Source organism: Brenneria roseae subsp. americana, from assembly GCF_003115815.1.
Classification (GTDB): domain Bacteria; phylum Pseudomonadota; class Gammaproteobacteria; order Enterobacterales; family Enterobacteriaceae; genus Brenneria; species Brenneria roseae.
Genome location: NZ_QDKJ01000004.1, coordinates 147154 through 163990 on the forward strand (window position 1 = coordinate 147154; position 16837 = coordinate 163990).

At 53.1% G+C, this 16837-nt stretch carries 15 protein-coding genes; 1 reads left to right on the forward strand and 14 read right to left on the reverse strand.

Annotated elements, in window-relative coordinates:
- Position 1 precedes the first annotated feature (1 nt).
- Genes B4923_RS06545 through B4923_RS06565 form a run of 5 tightly spaced genes read right to left on the reverse strand, consistent with a single transcriptional unit; the run spans position 2 to position 5473 of the window.
- On the reverse strand, positions 2–859 hold the full coding sequence (locus tag B4923_RS06545; RefSeq protein ID WP_109053554.1) for a MurR/RpiR family transcriptional regulator: 858 nt from the start codon (positions 857–859) through the stop codon (positions 2–4).
- Positions 859–1830: an ABC transporter permease gene (locus B4923_RS06550; RefSeq protein ID WP_109053555.1), complete on the reverse strand. Its 972-nt coding sequence runs from the start codon at positions 1828–1830 to the stop codon at positions 859–861. The genes B4923_RS06545 and B4923_RS06550 overlap by 1 nt, the downstream gene beginning before the upstream one ends.
- 45 nt (positions 1831–1875) lie before the next feature.
- Entirely contained in the window at positions 1876–3369 is a 1494-nt protein-coding gene (locus B4923_RS06555) for a sugar ABC transporter ATP-binding protein (protein WP_109053556.1), read from the reverse strand.
- Positions 3370–3388: 19 nt separating this feature from the next.
- Complete coding sequence (locus B4923_RS06560) at positions 3389–4432, reverse strand: sugar ABC transporter substrate-binding protein (protein ID WP_109053557.1); 1044 nt, start codon at positions 4430–4432, stop codon at positions 3389–3391.
- Positions 4433–4492: 60 nt separating this feature from the next.
- Positions 4493–5473: a TIM barrel protein gene (locus B4923_RS06565; protein WP_109053558.1), complete on the reverse strand. Its 981-nt coding sequence runs from the start codon at positions 5471–5473 to the stop codon at positions 4493–4495.
- A gap of 407 nt (positions 5474–5880) precedes the next feature.
- On the opposite strand from B4923_RS06565, the gene yghU reads away from it, so the two are divergent.
- Complete coding sequence (gene yghU / locus B4923_RS06570) at positions 5881–6720, forward strand: glutathione-dependent disulfide-bond oxidoreductase (RefSeq protein WP_109053559.1); 840 nt, start codon at positions 5881–5883, stop codon at positions 6718–6720.
- 98 nt (positions 6721–6818) lie between these two features.
- Here the strand turns inward: yghU and B4923_RS06575 are convergent, their stop codons facing one another.
- From B4923_RS06575 to B4923_RS06615, 9 genes are all read right to left on the reverse strand, one after another.
- A complete protein-coding gene (locus B4923_RS06575; RefSeq protein WP_109053560.1) occupies positions 6819–7793 on the reverse strand; it encodes a chemotaxis protein in 975 nt (324 codons plus the stop codon).
- A 333-nt stretch (positions 7794–8126) separates the two neighbouring features.
- Positions 8127–9068: an oligopeptide/dipeptide ABC transporter ATP-binding protein gene (locus B4923_RS06580; protein ID WP_109053561.1), complete on the reverse strand. Its 942-nt coding sequence runs from the start codon at positions 9066–9068 to the stop codon at positions 8127–8129.
- Positions 9065–10093, reverse strand: a complete 1029-nt coding sequence (locus tag B4923_RS06585) for an ABC transporter ATP-binding protein (protein ID WP_109053562.1) — start codon at positions 10091–10093, stop codon at positions 9065–9067. The genes B4923_RS06580 and B4923_RS06585 overlap by 4 nt, the downstream gene beginning before the upstream one ends.
- Before the next feature lies 1 nt (position 10094).
- Entirely contained in the window at positions 10095–11006 is a 912-nt protein-coding gene (ddpC, locus tag B4923_RS06590; protein ID WP_109053563.1) for a D,D-dipeptide ABC transporter permease, read from the reverse strand.
- Between the two features lie 5 nt (positions 11007–11011).
- The gene (locus tag B4923_RS06595; protein WP_109053564.1) at positions 11012–12028 is read right to left on the reverse strand and encodes an ABC transporter permease; all 1017 of its coding nucleotides are present in this window, start codon (positions 12026–12028) and stop codon (positions 11012–11014) included.
- A gap of 101 nt (positions 12029–12129) precedes the next feature.
- A complete protein-coding gene (locus tag B4923_RS06600; RefSeq protein WP_109053565.1) occupies positions 12130–13722 on the reverse strand; it encodes an ABC transporter substrate-binding protein in 1593 nt (530 codons plus the stop codon).
- Between the two features lie 78 nt (positions 13723–13800).
- Positions 13801–14379 (reverse strand): D-alanyl-D-alanine dipeptidase, encoded by a 579-nt coding sequence (gene ddpX / locus B4923_RS06605; protein WP_109053716.1) that lies wholly within the window; start codon positions 14377–14379, stop codon positions 13801–13803.
- 115 nt (positions 14380–14494) lie between these two features.
- Positions 14495–15367, reverse strand: coding sequence for a MurR/RpiR family transcriptional regulator (locus tag B4923_RS06610; protein WP_109053566.1), 873 nt, complete (start codon positions 15365–15367; stop codon positions 14495–14497).
- 402 nt (positions 15368–15769) lie between these two features.
- Complete coding sequence (locus B4923_RS06615; protein ID WP_109053567.1) at positions 15770–16456, reverse strand: phage tail protein; 687 nt, start codon at positions 16454–16456, stop codon at positions 15770–15772.
- Positions 16457–16837: the final 381 nt, after the last annotated feature.

Here is a 16837-nt window from a genome sequence, read left to right on the forward strand (position 1 = left end):
GCTAGTATTCTCGTAGGTTCTGGACCGCCTGCTGGGTTTTCATCAGATTCTTTTCCGCTGTTTTCAGATCTTTTTGCGCAATCGCCACAAACAGTGCATCCAGTATATTTAACTGAGCAATACGTGACGCGGCATTTTCCCCAAGCAAATGCGATCCCTGAGAGGTTGAATTGAGAACCACATGCGCATTACGCGCAATAGGCGACTCGGCATAATTGGTGATGGCAATCACTTTGGTGCCATTGCGCGCAGCGAGTTTAATGGGATCATTCACTGCCCGGGTAGCCCCGGAATGGCTAATGGCGACCACCGCATCATCATCCGATAAGACCGCTGCTGACATCAGCATAATATGGGCATCATCGTAGACCGTCGTTTTTATCCCGATTTTAAGGAGCTTGTGCGACAGATCCCGGGCGACGGTCGCGGAACCGCCGACCGCATATAAATCGATGTGCCGGGCTTTAAAAAGAATATCAGCAGCACGGTTAAATTCAGAAATATCAATAATAGACCGGGTTTCTTCTATGGCCTGTATTGACGTTCTGAAAACCTTTTCAAGTAATTTCTCCGACGAGTCATCCGGCTCAATTTCAGCATGAAGGTTTGCCACTTCAGAATAGTTGTAATAAATCAAACTACTTCTGAAATCCCGAAAACCGGAAAAATTAAGTTTTTTAGCCAATTTTACGACCATTGCCTCAGAAACATTATTTTCCAGCGCAATTTCTTTTAATGAAGTCTGCTCGGAAAAATCCGGTTTGGACGTAATAGAATCGACAACTTTCCTTTCCAGTGGCGTCAGGAGTGGCAATCTCATGCGAATTTTTGCGCCTATTGCTCGCGGATCTTGATTCATTACTTGCCTCGCGTCGCTCTGTCAATCAACATCGCTATGATAATAATAAGGCCAGTAGCAAGCAATTGATAAAACGCCTGAATATTCAGGAGTGTCAATCCGTTACGCAAGGATCCCAAAATAACGGCGCCAATCAGGGTGCCAATCACACTGCCTTTCCCCCCCATTAAAGAAGCCCCGCCAATCGCGGCCGCGGCGATGGCGTCCAGTTCCCATAAATTGCCCATGGTCGGCTCGGCGGCACCCAGCCGGCCAATCAGAATAAGAGAAGCCAGAGACGCTAACATGCCTGAAATAACAAATACGGTGACTTTGGTTCTTTTTACTGGCACGCCGGCGACGCGCGCGGCTTCTTCATTACCGCCAACGGCGAGAATGTATTCTCCCAGCGGGGTCTTATTCATTACGACCCAGAGGACCAGCGCGATAGTAATCACAATGACAATCGGGATCGGAACACCGAATAACCCGCTGTTGATAATATTGCGAAACTCCATCGGTATGCCAAATATAGGATTGCCATTGGTAAAAATCAGCGCCAGCGCCCGAAACAGCGATAGGCCGCCCAACGTGACAATAAAGGGCTGTAATCCGGCATACGCTACCAGCGTGCCGCTGAATACGCCGCAGAGCGCACCGACACCCAGCGTCGCCATTACGGCAAGAGGAACGGGAACGCCAGATACCATCAGCGTCGCCCCCAGCACCGCCGATAGTGCCGCCGTCGGTCCGACAGAAAGATCAATACCGCCGGAAATAATGACCAGCGTCATCCCGAGGGCAATAATGCCGTTAATCGACGACTGTTGTAATATGTTCAACAGATTAGGGACGGTCATAAATACCGGAGAGAGAAAAGAAAACGTGACCACAATAATCAATAAACCAATAAGCGTCCCGGCATCACGCACATTGAACTTAAATAACGCCGAAAGCGGCATTTTCGACTGAGCATTATCTTGAGTCATCATAATAATGGCCTTAAAAAAATATTTGTAGGTGACAGATCCTGTTTTTTAATCCAGATCGCTTATCGCATAGCGCGCGATATTTTCCTCAGTGATATCGTCGCCTTTAAGTTCCCGGGTAATTTTTCCCTCACGCATAACCAGCACTCTGTCTGAGATACGAATAATTTCCGGCATTTCAGAGGAAACCACGACAATGGCTTTCCCCTGTTGCGCCAGTTTTTCTATCAAATTATAAATCTCGGATTTGGCGCCAATATCAATTCCCCGGGTTGGCTCATCAAAAAGAAACACTTTATTATCTGCCGCAACCCAGCGGCCAATAATCACTTTCTGCTGATTGCCACCGCTTAATGTCCCGACCGGTTTTTCAATATTCAGCGGACGCAGCCTCAGTTCGGTCATGACATCCAGCGCGATCTGATTAAGTTTTATTTTTTTAATTAGTCCGTAACGGGTAAATTTCCCCATGGAAGGCAGCGCTAAATTCATTTTTACCGCTCGCTCTTTAATAATGCCCTCTTTTTTACGATCCTCCGGAACCAGCCCGATCCCCGCGCGGATAGCGGCGCTGACATTGTGATTTTTAACCGCTACGCCCTCAACCAGGATATTGCCGCTGGTTTTGGCATCAATACCGGCGATCAGCTTCAGCAATTCGGTGCGTCCTGCTCCCACCAGGCCGGCAATGCCAAGCACTTCCCCGGCTTTTACGCTGAAGCTGGCCGAACGCACGGCGCCATCGCGTCCCAGGTCTTCGACGCGCAACACTTCCCGATCGGTGGCAAAGGATTGATGCCGCACTTTTTCAATCTTGCGCCCTACCATTTTGGTGACGATGGTCTCTTCCGTTTCATCGCAGATATTCACTACGCCGACCTGTTTACCATCGCGCAGGATGGTTGCGCGATCGCAGACTTTAAAAATTTCATTTATCTTATGAGAGACATAAATCAACGATACATTCATCGATTTCAGATCGGAAATCAGCTCCGCCAACCGCTCGAACTCCGTTGGCGTCAGGCTGGATGTCGGCTCATCCATCGCAATGATTTTTGCCTCGTCGAGCAGCGCCCGGGCAATCTCCACGATCTGTTGCTGCGACACCTTCAGATTTTTGATCGGCTCATTGGGATTAATCGTCGGATCCAGCCGCCGGAGTATGGACATTGCCCGGCGGTACTGCGCTTTTTTATCGACAAATATCCCGTTGAATTTTGTCAATGGTCTGCCGAGAAACATATTCTGAGCGACGGAAAGTTCAGGAACATGCTGCAACTCCTGATGGATCATGGCGATGCCGGCATGACGCGCGGAGAGCGGATTTTTCATCTGAATCATCTGCCCTTCCACCAGAATTTCACCGGAATCCGCAGCCCGCACGCCAGACAGGATATTCAACAGCGTCGATTTCCCGGCGCCATTTTCACCAATCAGGGCATGCACCTCGCCGTGCTTCAGCGAGAAATCCACATTCTGCACCGCAGCCACGCCGCCATAGCTTTTGTTAATACCACGCATCGTCAAACAGTACTGTGCCATAAACTCTCCGTCGCCTGACTTAGTTATGCTGTTCCAGCAGCTGACGTAGTTTCTCATTGTCTTGCACCGAGAACGCATCAGCATTGTCTTTGGTGATTAGCGCCTGCGGTGTGGACACCACGCGCGACAGTTTCTGGCCGTTGATCAGGCGAATCATCACTTCCATCGCCACTTCGCCGGTCAGCACCGGAAAGCTGTCCACCGTGCCGGTCAGTTCGCCGCGTTTAATGGAGGCATAGGCATCGGAAATGCCGTCGGTTCCGAACACCGCTACCTGGGCTGATTTCCCTACAGAGCGAACCGCTTCAACCACGCCCAGCGCCATGCCGTCATTGTTGGCATAGAAACCCACCAGATCAGGGTGTTGCTGCAACACCGTGGCGGCAGCGTTGTAGGCATTTTCGCGACTCCAGTTGGCCGGGATACTGGCGACCACGTTAAATTTACCGTTTGCTTCGATGGTTTCACGGAATCCCAATGTGCGTTGCGCCGCCGCATACACGCCCGGCTGACCTTCAATCACCGCGACCTTGCCGCCCTCCGGATGCTTGTTGATAAACCAGTTCGCCACCCGGACACCGTTATCTTTCTGCACGTTCCCCACGTAATAGGCGGCATTAGGCATCACGGCATCATTTACGTTAACGACAGGAATCCCTTTGCTTTTGGCGACTTCATAGGCGGGTTGCAAATTGGCGTCGGTTTGCGGTGAGACCAGCAGACCGTTAAACCCCTGTGAGATTAAAGTTTCAGCGATAGACAGCTGCCCTAACTGATCGTCTTCATTGGCGGCAGCCTGATAGGCCAGAGTGAAACCATATTTATCCGCGATATTTTGGTAGCCCTTGCCAAGCGATCGCCAGTATTCGTTGGTCAACGTTTTGGATACGCCGCCGATTTTGAGCTTGCTATCGACAGCTGGCAGCGGGCCGTATTTCGCGGTGAGCTGCGTCCAGTCAGTACGGTCCGGCTCGGTATCTGATTGCAATGGAGGTAAATCAGCTGCGTAAACACTGGTACAAAACAGGGCGGATGCGAGTACAGAGAGTAATTTTTTTTTCATCATCTAACCTTCGTGTTGTTTTAGTGGATGTCACAGCGACGTTCGCAATGATCAGTCGCTTTATTGAGCCAGCATAATGTCGTTGACAATTTGCTGTGAGGCGACGGCATCCTGCCTGCCGATCGCACCGATCAGCGCCGGGGTGTTATCAAGTTTTTCACACAGTTTCAGTAAACGGGTGACGGTCGCGATATTGATTTCGGCTTCACGCACCGGATCCAGACCGCTGGCGTCAGGGAAGGTATCGAAGTAATAGGCGCCTTGATAACCATCGCGTTTCATCTGCCACAGGAACTCCAGCGTGGCGCGCGGATTCACCGATGCCACCATCAGACCGTCATCACGCTTACCCCAGCCATCGTTAAGGTCAAGGCCGAGCAACCGTGAGCGACGCGCGACCATTGCGGCTGCGTAAGCCGGGACTTCATTGGCAAACAGCACATGCGCAAAATCAAGAGTAATGCCTAAATTCGGGCAACCCGCCTCTTCCACCGCCAGCAGGCAGGTCGTGACATTCGGGAAAATACTGTAAGCGCGCGGTTCATTGGGTTTGTATTCAATGCTGATATCAACATCCGGCGCATAATCGGCGATTTCGCGCACCGCGCTGATCGCGTCTTCCCAGATCTTTTTGTAATCAGCCTGGAAACAGTAATCAAATCCATCTTGCCCCATCCACAGCGTCATCAGGCTGGCACCGAATTCACGCCCGGCATCAATCCCACGTTTGGTTAACTCTATGGCCTGGCGGCGTATTTGGGGATCAGGATTGGTGAATGCGCCGATCTTAAATTCCGGTGCATCCCAGCGCATTTGCATACCGTTAACCGCCAGACCGACCTCCGCGATTTTCTGACTCATTGCTTTTATGTCGTCAGTCATGTGCTGGGGATAGTTCAAATCCAAATGTGTCAACCCTTTAACCGTAGCTGCACGTTCAATCATTTGTTGTACTGAAGGCTTGCCTTTCAGTCCCGGCCAATAAAGATAGGCTCCGGAGGCAAATGAATTCAGACGCGTGGCGAATTTAAGTTCTGACATGGTATGTCCTTTATAAATTTAATCGTAATGTACTTTCCTTCTTCACTAAAATTTGTGAAGTAGTGCATTACTATCACTGGACGGATACCGGCGCAAGACTCATTGGTGATTTTGTCATCAATTTTGCGAAGCCATTCACGAATCTTATTCCGGCAACCCCGGTAAGACCGGCATGAGCGATAAGACGGGAGCGATCGCTTGATCGACGGCAGCAAATTTCAGCGGTAGTGAAGGAATCAGCGGAACAGCAAGAGGGATCGTTTGTGCTTGCTGTCATCAACTCAGCGGATTGAACCGCCGGTGCTGACATTGACGCGCAGGGACGATATAACAACGAGGTTCGTTAACGCGGTTATGGTTTACCCAAAGTCGTATGGCATTATTTCAAAAACAGATGGAGGTTTTAAATGGCTAATTCTCCGACCTATCTACCCCCAAAAGTATGGCAACCAACGCCCTCCGGCGGGGCTTTCGCCAACATTAACCGTCCTGTTGCCGGCCCGACGCACGATAAAGATCTGCCGGTCGGCAAACATCCGCTCCAGCTTTATTCGCTGGCGACGCCTAACGGTGTGAAAGTCACCATCATGCTGGAAGAATTGCTGGCGCTTGGACATACGGGGGCAGAATATGATGCCTGGCTGATACGGATAAGCGAAGGAGAGCAATTCTCCAGCGGTTTTGTTGACGTTAACCCAAATTCCAAAATCCCGGCCTTGCTTGATCAAAGTAGCGAGACGCCGATCCGCGTCTTTGAATCTGGTTCTATTCTTTTGTATCTGGCTGAAAAATTTGCTGCCTTACTGCCATCCGATCCGGCTGTACGAACCGAAACCCTGAACTGGCTTTTCTGGCAAATGGGATCTGCCCCCTATGTCGGCGGCGGATTTGGTCATTTCTACGCGTATGCGCCTGAGAAATACGAGTACCCCATCAATCGCTTTACCATGGAGACCAAGCGTCAGCTGGACGTATTGAATCGCCGACTGGCCGAGCATCGTTATCTGGCGGGCGACACGTATACCATTGCCGATATTGCCGTCTGGCCCTGGTATGGCGGACTGGTACAGAACGAGTTGTATTCAGCGGCGGAATTTCTCTCGGCTCATGAGTATAAGCACGTAATACGTTGGGCAAATGAGATTGCCGATCGTCCAGCGGTCATACGTGGCCGTAAAGTCAACCGTATCCGGGGAGAGAAAACGGAACAGGTCGCAGAACGCCATCAGGCGTCCGATCTGGATTAATTTTCCGCCAGTTGGCTCCCGGCAAATCATCGGCCTCCGCCTGCATTCCGAAATCAATCAGGCAGAGGCTGATGAGAAAAGGTGACAATGACTTAAGGTTAATGAGACGCCTTATCCAGCACATCCTGAATGGCGGTTGCCAGTTCATTAATTTCAAACTTTGCCACATAAGCATCCGCGCCCACATTACGAACATGATCTTCGTTCGCACTGCCAGACAGCGAAGAATGAATAATAACGGGAATATTTTTCAGGAATTCATCGCGCTTAATATTTCGCGTCAGAGTAAAACCATCCATCTCCGGCATTTCCAAATCGGTTAATACCACCCCGATTTTATCCGAAATCGGCCGGCCTTCCGCCTGTGCGGCTTGTGCCATCGCCTTGATTTTATTCCAGGCTTCCTGTCCGGTAATATGCATGCTGTAGGGAATAGACATCATATTCAGGCCCTGTTCAAGGAGCGAACGGGCGACCTTGGAGTCCTCCGCCACAATGGCAACCGCCCCCGGCGCCATCGGGAATTTTTTCGTTTCCACGTTCTCGATCTGGATATTACGATCAACTGGGATGATGTCATGCAGGATCTGCTCAACATCCAGCACCAGCGCCAGACGATTACTCGCTTTATCATTATCAAGGCGGGCAATGCTGGTGATATATTTGCCGCTCACACCCGCTTCGGCGGTAAGTACCTGGCTCCACTCAAGACGAACGATATCGTCCACGGATTCCACAGCAAAGGCCTGGGTACTGCGCGCATATTCCGTCACAAGAAGAATATTGAGCCCGGTAGCAGGCACGCAGCCGGCTACGGCAGGAAGGTCAATAACAGGGATGATTTGCCCACGAATATTCACCATGCCGAGCATGGGGGATGCCATACCTGCCGCCTTGGTCAACGAAGGCATAGGAACAATTTCGCGGAGCTTAAACACATTGATACCGAACAACTCGGATTGCTCGTCATTTAACGCAGAGGGTGCGGCTCCCAGTCGGAATAATAAGAGTTCAAACTTGTTTGCTGAAGTGAGGTTCGTCCTCTCCTCAATATCTTTTTGAAAATTATCCATGCTTTCCTCAATACGAATAATTATTGGTGTGCAGTAACAAGGCGGCAATCGCGATGCGGGCAAATAAGAGCCGACACCGGCTTTCTCACTGTACGCTATCCATCGCCCCCTTCAAATTTTTATCCACCGCCATAAGTATGCGTTATATATCGTCTTCCTCACCTTCCGTTCCAAATGGCGTCAGAGATATGCAGTCTGGTCCCTCCTTCAGATGATAATGGCGAATACCATTCTTTATTATCGGCAGCTTGTGACGATTTCATGACATCAGCAAGCATTAATAAATTCGGTCCGACCCCCATAAGCCTACACTTGCCAGCCACATCACATTCCCTACCCCCGATGACAGCGCACTGCCACGCCAGCCAGCGTCACGCGCAACGTTTGCGGTAGCTGACACCCCTCCCCGGCATAAGGACATCGCTCACGGAAAAAGCAGCCCTGCGGCAGATGACGGTTACTGGGAAGCTCGCCTTTGCGATCGGCTTGTCCATCGTCAAGCAAACGCCCTGCCTGAGGCACAGAATCCAGCAGCAGTTTGGTGTAAGGATGCTGCGGTTGCGTCAGCACCTTTTCCGCCGGTCCGAGTTCGACAATCTGCCCGAGGTACATGACGGCAACCCTGTCGCTCATGTGCTTCACCACCGACACATTGTGTGAAATCAGCACGAACGTCAGATTACGCTGCCGCTGTAATTCCACCAGCAGATTAAGGATTTGTGCCTGCACCGAAATATCCAGCGCTGACGTCGGCTCATCCAGTACGATGATATCCGGCTCGGAGGACAGTGCCCGGGCGATGGAAATACGCTGGCGCTGACCACCGGAAAACTCGTGCGGCAGGCGATCAAGATAGGCCTGGCGAATCCCCACCTGTTCGGCAAGCTGAGCCGCTAACTCACGCCGTTCCGCCACACTGTTGTGTTTTTGCACATAAACCGGCTCGGTGATAATACGCCAGACGGGCAGACGAGGATCGAGCGAAGATTGCGGATCCTGAAAAACCATCTGCATACCGGAACCAAACCAGGAGCCCGCCAGACGGGCCCGGATCAGTTCGCCGCTGCTTGGCTTCTGCAAGCCCATCAGCAGCTGGGCCAGCGTGCTTTTGCCACAGCCGGATTCCCCGACGATGCCCAGCGTTTCACCACGCATAATATTCAGATCGAGACCGTTCAACGCATGCACGTAGCTTTTCGGTTTTCCCAGCCAGTTATAGCTGACGGGGAAACGGACTCTGACGTCCTGTAATTCCATTAACGTTTCTTTAATCATTTCATCGGCTCCGGTTCGGCCAGCTGCGGATGCCAGCAGGCAATCCGTTGACCTCTGCGCGATGCAAGCGGCATCAGCGACGGCGACGACATACACTGGGCATCGGCATGCGCGCAACGTTCACGAAAAGCGCATCCCTGCGGTAGTTTCGCCAGGTTGGGCACCGTGCCGGGAATGGCTTTCAGCAAACTACGCGGTTCGGCATTTTCTGGCGCGGCCTGTAGCAGGCCGATGGAATAGGGATGCGCCGGATGCGCAATCACATCATCGGTGGTCCCGCTTTCGATCACCTGCCCCGCATACATCACATAAACCCGATCGCACAATTGCGCCACCACCGCCATATCATGAGTAATGAACAGTACGGCGGTGCCGCTGGCGCGCGCCTTCCGTTGCAGCAGGCGCAGCACCTGACGCTGTACGGTGACATCCAGCGCGGTGGTCGGCTCATCAGCAATGATCAACTCCGGTTCGCAGGAAAACGCCATGGCAATCAGCACTCGCTGACGCATACCGCCCGACAGTTCGAAGGGATAGCGATTCATCACCTGTTCGGCATCCGCTATCTGCATTTCATTAAGCAGCGCGATCGCTTTGCTACGCGCCTGCCCGGCGCTCAACGACTGGTGGAGGCGGAGAATTTCACTCATCTGCCGACCGATTTTACGTGTCGGATTGAGGGCATTCATCGGCTCCTGAAAGATCATCGCCACGCGTGAACCACGCAGGGTACGCATCGCCGTCTCGCTCGCCCTGACCACATCCGTTCCCAGCATGTTCAGGCTTCCGCCGGTGATCACAAACCCATCCGGCGGCAGTAAGCGCATCGCCATCATCGCCGTAACGGATTTCCCCGAGCCAGATTCCCCCACCACACCCACGATTTCCCCGGCATTGACGCTGAGCGAAACCTGATTAAGGGCTTTGACTTCACCGCCATAAACAGGAAACACCAGTTGCAGATTGTCGATATCCAGTACCGGCGGCGATGACGAAACATCAGAAATTACGCGGTCAGTCTGCATATCAACGCCCCTTTCCTTTTGGATCCAGCAGGTCACGCAGACCATCGCCAAACAGATTAAAACCGGTTGCCGTAATCAGAATGGCCATTCCCGGAAACGCGGAGTACCACCACTGGTCGAGAATATAGTTACGTCCATTGGCCACCATCGCGCCCCATTCCGCGGTCGGCTGCTGCGCGCCGAGTCCGATAAAGCCGAGCGTCGCCGCCATCAGAATCGCCGTACCGATATCCAACGACGCCTGCACCACCAGCGGCGGCAAAACGTTGCGCAGCACATGCCAGCTAATCAGATGCCAACGTGACGCGCCGAACGTGCGCGTGGCCTGCATATAAGCCTGATGGCGCAGCATCAACGTTTGACCGCGCGCCAACCGCACATAGAAAGGAATACGCACCACCGCAATGGCCAGCATGGCATTAAACAGGCTGGGACCGAGCGCCGCCGCCAGCGCCATGGTCAGCACCAGCGAAGGCACCGATAGCACGATGTCCATACAGCGCATAATCAGGGCATCCACCAGACCGCCCATCACGCCGGAAAAACAGCCCAGCAGCGAGCCGATGGTTCCCGCCAGCGCCACCACCGCGACGCCGGCCGTCACCGACTGCTGACTGCCAATCAACACGCGGCTGAAAATATCGCGCCCCACCTCGTCAGTACCAAACCAGTGCAGCGCAGAAGGCGCCTGCAACCGGGCGGTCAGGTCAATCGCATTCGGGTCATACGGCACCAGCCACGGCGAGAACACCATCAGCAGCGTAACGATAAGCATGATGGCTGAGCCAACCAGCGTCAGCGGGCTGCGGCTGAGCAGATAAAAAGTTCGCCGCCAGTTGGCAAATCGCGAGGTCGTCTCCGGAGGAGACCCGTTTAATCCACCGTTCTCCATCCCATTTTCCAGCAAAGACATTTCTTTTACCCCTCACGTCCGATACGCGGGTCAATCCACACGTAGAGCAAATCCACCAGCAGATTGACGATCACATAGGCAAACGACACCACGACCGCAAACCCCATCACCGCCGGGAAATCCAGCGCCTGGATCGAGTTCACCACATAGGCCCCCATACCCGGCCAGGCAAAAACCGTTTCCGTCAGTACCGCGCCATAGAGCAAGTCCCCCAGCGCCAGACCGAGCACGGTAATCGACGGTATCAACGCATTGGGCAGCGCATGGCACAGGATCACCCGCCAGTGCGACAGGCCGTTCGCCCGCGCGGTGCGGATATAGTCTTCCCCCATCTGTTCCAGCATCGCCGAACGGATTTGCCGGGCAACGATACCCAGGTGTACAAAAGCCAGCGTCAACGCGGGCATCACCAGATGCTGGAAACCGTTCCAGAATGCTTCGCCATTACCCGTCAGCAGTGAATCGAGCAGATAAAAACCGGTGATGTGCGTCGGCGGATCCACCCAGTCATCCAGCCGTCCGCCACCGGGCAGTACATTCATCTGGCCGTAAAACAGAATAATCACGCCCAATCCCAGCCAGAATGCCGGTGTGGAAATTCCCACCACCGAGAGCAGACGGACCAGATGGTCAGGAAATTTATTGCGGTATACCGCGGACAACACGCCCAGCGGCACGCCCAGAACGATGGCCAGCAACAGCGCGCTCAACGCCAGTTCCAGCGTTGCCGGAAAGAACGCCTTCAGGTCTTCAAGCACGGGACGTCCGGTACGGATCGAGGTGCCCAGATCGCCGTGCAGCAGATCGGTTACATAGCGGTAAAACTGTACGTACAGCGGCTGATCCAGCCCCAGTTGCTGCCGGATGTGCTGCACGATCTCCTCGCTTGCGCGATTGCCCGCCAGCAAACTCGCCGGATCGCCGGGGATCATGTGCGAGATGATGAACGTAATGACACATACGCCGATCATCACCAGCACCAGTCCCCAGCAGCGCTGGCGAATAATGGTCCAGAAAGTCATACACGTCCCCTGACCGGCAGACAGCGCATCAGGCGCTGCCGGCCGGATAAACGGTCATCAAGGATGGCGTTCGCAGGCTGCTCAGCCTGCGTTTCTACCAGTTATTTCTTGCTCATCTGTCCCACGTTAAACACCTGTTCCAGCATCGGGTTGAACACAAATCCCTGCACCTCTTTGTTCATGGCAACCTGATAGTTTTTCTGGAATAGATAGACGTAGGCCGCTTCGTCGATCACCACTTTTTGTGCCTGCTGGTAGTAATCGGTACGTTGCTTCTGATCGGATACCTCGATGGCTTTTTGCAGCAGTGTATCGACCGCCGGGTTGTCATAGAAAGAACGGTTACCCGGCAACCCTTTCTTATTGGATTCAAACCAGTAGTTCATATACATATAGGGGTCGGCAAAATCCGGACTCCAGTTACCGATGGAGATGTCGTAATCCCCTTTACCGATGCGATCGCGCATGGTGGCGTTGGCCAGTTTTTCCAGCTTCACGCTGATCCCAACCGAAGCCAGACTGGCCTGCATGGAAAGCGCGATGGATTCCCAGTTTGGATCGTTATCCGAATAGAGGAAACTCAGCGACTGGCCGCGATCTTTCACATTAGCCAATGCCGCTTTGGCTTTTTCCGGGTCCAGGCTGTATTGCATCGCCGTGGCATCATAGCCCCACATGCCTTCCGGGATCGGGCCGCGCATCTGTTTGCCGTTTCCGCCTAAAATGCCGTTCACCATGCCCTGATAGTCCGTCGCCCAGGAGATGGCGCGCCGAAAATCGGCGTTATTCAGCGGTGCTTTGCCATTATTAAGGTACAGATAAGTCACCCGCAGCGCCGGGTACTCCTCCACCGATACGACATCTTCTTTTTTCAATGCCGCCAGTTGATCCATCGGCAGGGAGTCTGCAATGTCAATGTCGCCACGGGACAATTGCAGACGACGGCTGGAGCTTTCACCAATGATTTTCACCGTCACGCGTTTAAACGCGGGCGTCGGGCCGCTGTAGTGAGGGTTGGGCACCAGAACCAGCTGTTGCCCTTTCTGCCAGCGTTCCAACTTGTACGGACCCGATCCGGCGGTGTTAGCCGCCAGCCAGCCTTTCCCCTGATCGTCAGGATGTGCTTGGGCGATAGCCGGGTTCACAATGCCTGCGCCGTCATTCGCCAGCGTGTAGAGGAAAGGTGCAAATACCGTTTTCAGCGTAAAACGCACGGTCATCGGATCGACAACCGTCACCGCCATATCTTTAGGAAACGCTTCCGACGGCCCTTGTCCCATCTCCATCAGGCGATCGAACGACCATTTCACCGCTTCTGCGTTCACCTCCGAGCCATCATCAAATTTCGCTCCCGGCTTCAGTTTGAACGTCCACACCAGTTGGTCGTCTGATGCCGTCCAGCTTTCCGCCAGTTCGCCTTCGACTTCCGTCGAGCCTTTACCGCCTTCAGTCTTGTACTGCACCAGTCGCTGATAGGCCGGATAGGTTACCGTCCAGTCGTTGTTATCGATGGTAACCGCAGGATCCAGCGTTTGCGGATCGGCCGCCTTGCCGATAACCAGCATATCCTTAGGCACGGCAGCCTCCGTCTGAAATGTGGCTCCCGCCACAGCAAACAGAACGGCTCCCGCCAGCAGACTACGGGTGAATAGGCGATGAAGCGGGGTGGGTACTTTGTCGCTAAAGGTGCTCATGGGCAGACTCCTGGTATCAATCAATAAAAGGGCGAACAACGTCGTTTTTTACCTGCAAGATTTGCTGCATATCAGTCATCAGCCGACGTTTATCGGCGGATAACAACCGAAACGATCGGTTAATAACGGGTATTCCCGCGCGTTGGGTAATTCAAAATGCCACCACTCGCTGGCAATGCCGCGATAGCCGCCAGCCTGCATCACTGCGTTTAATAACAATCGATTACGCTGTATCTGTGGGGGAAGATCGGGATAAAAGGGATGCGAACGTTCATTCATTTCGTCAAACGCCGCGCCCATATCGAGCGCCGCGCCATGCTCATCCAGCAGCGTGAGGTCAATGGCGACGCCACGGCTGTGATGGGAACCAAGACGGATATCCACCACATATTCAGGATTCGGAAACGCCGTCCACAGACAGACCTGCGCCTGCTGCGGGCGATAGGCATCAAAAATTTTCAGGTTAAAACCAGCCAGCCGGGCCACATCGGCACAGCGAACCAGCGCCTGCGCCGCATCCGGGTGCAGCAGGCAACGGTGTTCACGGTAAATCGGCTGTCCGGTCAGGTTGTCGTCGGTGGCATATTTCAGATCGATAACCACCTCCGGCAGCAACGCCGCGACATCGACCAGTTCCACGCCGTCATCTTTCTTCATCAAACCGTTTTGAGTCACGGTACATTCCTCATTCATCAGACTATGTTGATCCGGGCTATAGCGACCAAAGCGTATTGACTGAAACGAACTGTTCTGGACCATCGGCTCGTTTTCATCACGACTCAAACTGGCCAAACTGCTTTTGCAGCGTCCGGTTTTCCGCCAGCCGCTGCTCGGCGTCAATGCCGCGCAGCTCCAGTACCGCAGAGGTCAGCAGGTTGAACAGGCAACTGAGCGGCGCCAGTGAATCCCAGAACTGGCCGGTATCGGTCTTCACCTGTAGCAGATCCACCGGATAGTCCCGCGCCCAGGGACAATAAATGTCGGTAATCAAGGCCAACGACAGGCCGCGTTCACAGGCGGCATGGCAATATTTCTGCGCCACCACCGAGTAGGCGCGCGTGTCCGTCACCACCAGATACGGGGCGTCGAATTCCGAATTCAGCGACTCCACATAGGTTCCCGACAGCCCGTCGGCGAAGTAGACTTTGGGACGCAGGTACTCAAGGTGGCTGTAAAACGCATTGGCGATGCCGCGCGTAGACTGAATACCCAGAATGAACACCGCATCAGCTTCGGCCAACCGGCGACTGATGCGGGTAAAAACCTCCCCCTGCGCCAGTTGATACACATGGTTGATCGCATCCAGCTCCAGCGTCAGCGCCTGTTGCAGTTTCTCGTGCTGCGGCTGCCGCCGGCGCTGCTGATATACGCCAAGCCGATCCGTTACCAGCCACGGCTGATAAATCCCGCCGTTCTGCTGACGCAATGTGCGTTTGAAATCATCCAGATTGCGATATCCGAGGCGACGCAGATAGCGACCGACCGAAATGCCGGTGGTGGCAGCGCTGCGGCCAATGCTGTCCGCGGTTTCAAATGGAACCTGTGCCAGATTGGCAAGCAGATATCCGGCAATACGTTTACCGGTCGGCGTCTGTCCGGCAAACGAGGCTTCAATCTGTGCAATCACGTCGTGATGATCGGCCATACCCGTCCTTTGTTGTTCTGCTATCAAAACCGGGTTAAATGTTAGTTAGCTAACAAAGCATGGACTGTGCCAATCTGCACTGGGTTGCTTAATTTCATTAATAAACAAATAATTATGGAGGGAAGCGACGTCATTACATCCCATAAGAAGGGAACTAAAGATTGAAATCGGGAAAGTCACTGCACAATAACAAGGCAGTTGCCCCAAAAATTAACAACAGTTCAACCAATGGAAAAACGATGAGGAGGTAGAGCTTCAGCGGGAAATTCCACTTCGCGTGGAAAGAAAATCATGCAACCGGATTCACCACATTAACCTGAAGAATGAGATTCATGCTTGTCTGCGTATTTATCTTTATCGCGGGGTTATTCGCGTTCAGGCAGATAACCCCGCAGCATGATATTAATCTCGGGTTGGATAAATGCCGAGTGAAGCAATACACGCTTTCAGAGCAATTTGAGGCGGTATAGTATCGAATGGCTGAGAACTCCCATTAGGCTGTACCGTAATCGTCCCGCCCGAGCCGCCGCCGCTCACGCCGCCTAACGGAACCTGCGTGCCGCCGGCAGGCGCATAAATTCTTGCCGCCGGGGTGCTCGCCGCCGCTAACTGATTGTTCGCCGCCGATGGCGCGGCGGACACGCCCGCATTCTCCGTCGCGTTAACCACCACGGTCGTTCCCGGCGTTGGCGACAGTGTCGCCAGATGGCTATGGAGCGGCATTTGCGCCACTGTCAATGTTACTTTTTCATTTCCCCGGGTGGACCCCATTGGGGCATCCGTCAATCCCGGTCCCTGCCCCTGACCTATCGGGGATCTGCCACGGAGGTCGGGCAGTTGGAAAGTAGCACGCCCATCACCGCCATACCGGGTGCCGAGCAGGGAATACAGTGCCTGATAACTATTGATTTGTATCGTTTGTCCCTCCGCAGCAAGGTATCCCATGGGGCAATACGCCGCGGCGGTGAAACAGACAGAACCAATATACGGACTATCGGCACTGCATGTCGCCATTGCTCCCGGCGAAACAGCAACCAATGTGAGGCCCGAGGCCAGCATATAACAACAGCTTTTCAGACGAAATTTCATATGAACCTTCCTTATTCCTTGCCATTGACATAAAGCGATACCCCGTTATCCCTCACGTTGCAGGGGCGCTGGCTGCTCGCCTTTCTGCAACTCGAATTATTTAAGGTATATATAAGTGATATCGCCAAAGCGTTAACGATCGGTACCGCGCTTATTCGCCCAGATAAATGGGATGAATTAGAATACATCTTGAAAGCAGTCCTGCTTATTTATGTATAGATTTAAATTGCATTTCGTCAAATATCCGCCCGGTAAATTTTCATTTTTATAATCATCAGGTTATTTTTATTTCTCTATTGAGATTTAATGATTATAGAAAACCGACACTCCTCCAGGAACGCTATACCTGGCAGAGAGATAAATAGACGGCTATTAATATAT

Bases quoted from the DNA above. Each gene is read 5' to 3' on its own strand.
- B4923_RS06545 (WP_109053554.1), bottom strand. From the start codon at position 859: ATGAATCAAGATCCGCGAGCAATAGGCGCAAAAATTCGCATGAGATTG.
- B4923_RS06550 (WP_109053555.1), bottom strand. From the start codon at position 1,830: ATGATGACTCAAGATAATGCTCAGTCGAAAATGCCGCTTTCGGCGTTA.
- B4923_RS06555 (WP_109053556.1), bottom strand. From the start codon at position 3,369: ATGGCACAGTACTGTTTGACGATGCGTGGTATTAACAAAAGCTATGGC.
- B4923_RS06560 (WP_109053557.1), bottom strand. From the start codon at position 4,432: ATGAAAAAAAAATTACTCTCTGTACTCGCATCCGCCCTGTTTTGTACC.
- B4923_RS06565 (WP_109053558.1), bottom strand. From the start codon at position 5,473: ATGTCAGAACTTAAATTCGCCACGCGTCTGAATTCATTTGCCTCCGGA.
- yghU (WP_109053559.1), top strand. From the start codon at position 5,881: ATGGCTAATTCTCCGACCTATCTACCCCCAAAAGTATGGCAACCAACG.
- B4923_RS06575 (WP_109053560.1), bottom strand. From the start codon at position 7,793: ATGGATAATTTTCAAAAAGATATTGAGGAGAGGACGAACCTCACTTCA.
- B4923_RS06580 (WP_109053561.1), bottom strand. From the start codon at position 9,068: ATGATTAAAGAAACGTTAATGGAATTACAGGACGTCAGAGTCCGTTTC.
- B4923_RS06585 (WP_109053562.1), bottom strand. From the start codon at position 10,093: ATGCAGACTGACCGCGTAATTTCTGATGTTTCGTCATCGCCGCCGGTA.
- ddpC (WP_109053563.1), bottom strand. From the start codon at position 11,006: ATGTCTTTGCTGGAAAATGGGATGGAGAACGGTGGATTAAACGGGTCT.
- B4923_RS06595 (WP_109053564.1), bottom strand. From the start codon at position 12,028: ATGACTTTCTGGACCATTATTCGCCAGCGCTGCTGGGGACTGGTGCTG.
- B4923_RS06600 (WP_109053565.1), bottom strand. From the start codon at position 13,722: ATGAGCACCTTTAGCGACAAAGTACCCACCCCGCTTCATCGCCTATTC.
- ddpX (WP_109053716.1), bottom strand. From the start codon at position 14,379: ATGAAGAAAGATGACGGCGTGGAACTGGTCGATGTCGCGGCGTTGCTG.
- B4923_RS06610 (WP_109053566.1), bottom strand. From the start codon at position 15,367: ATGGCCGATCATCACGACGTGATTGCACAGATTGAAGCCTCGTTTGCC.
- B4923_RS06615 (WP_109053567.1), bottom strand. From the start codon at position 16,456: ATGAAATTTCGTCTGAAAAGCTGTTGTTATATGCTGGCCTCGGGCCTC.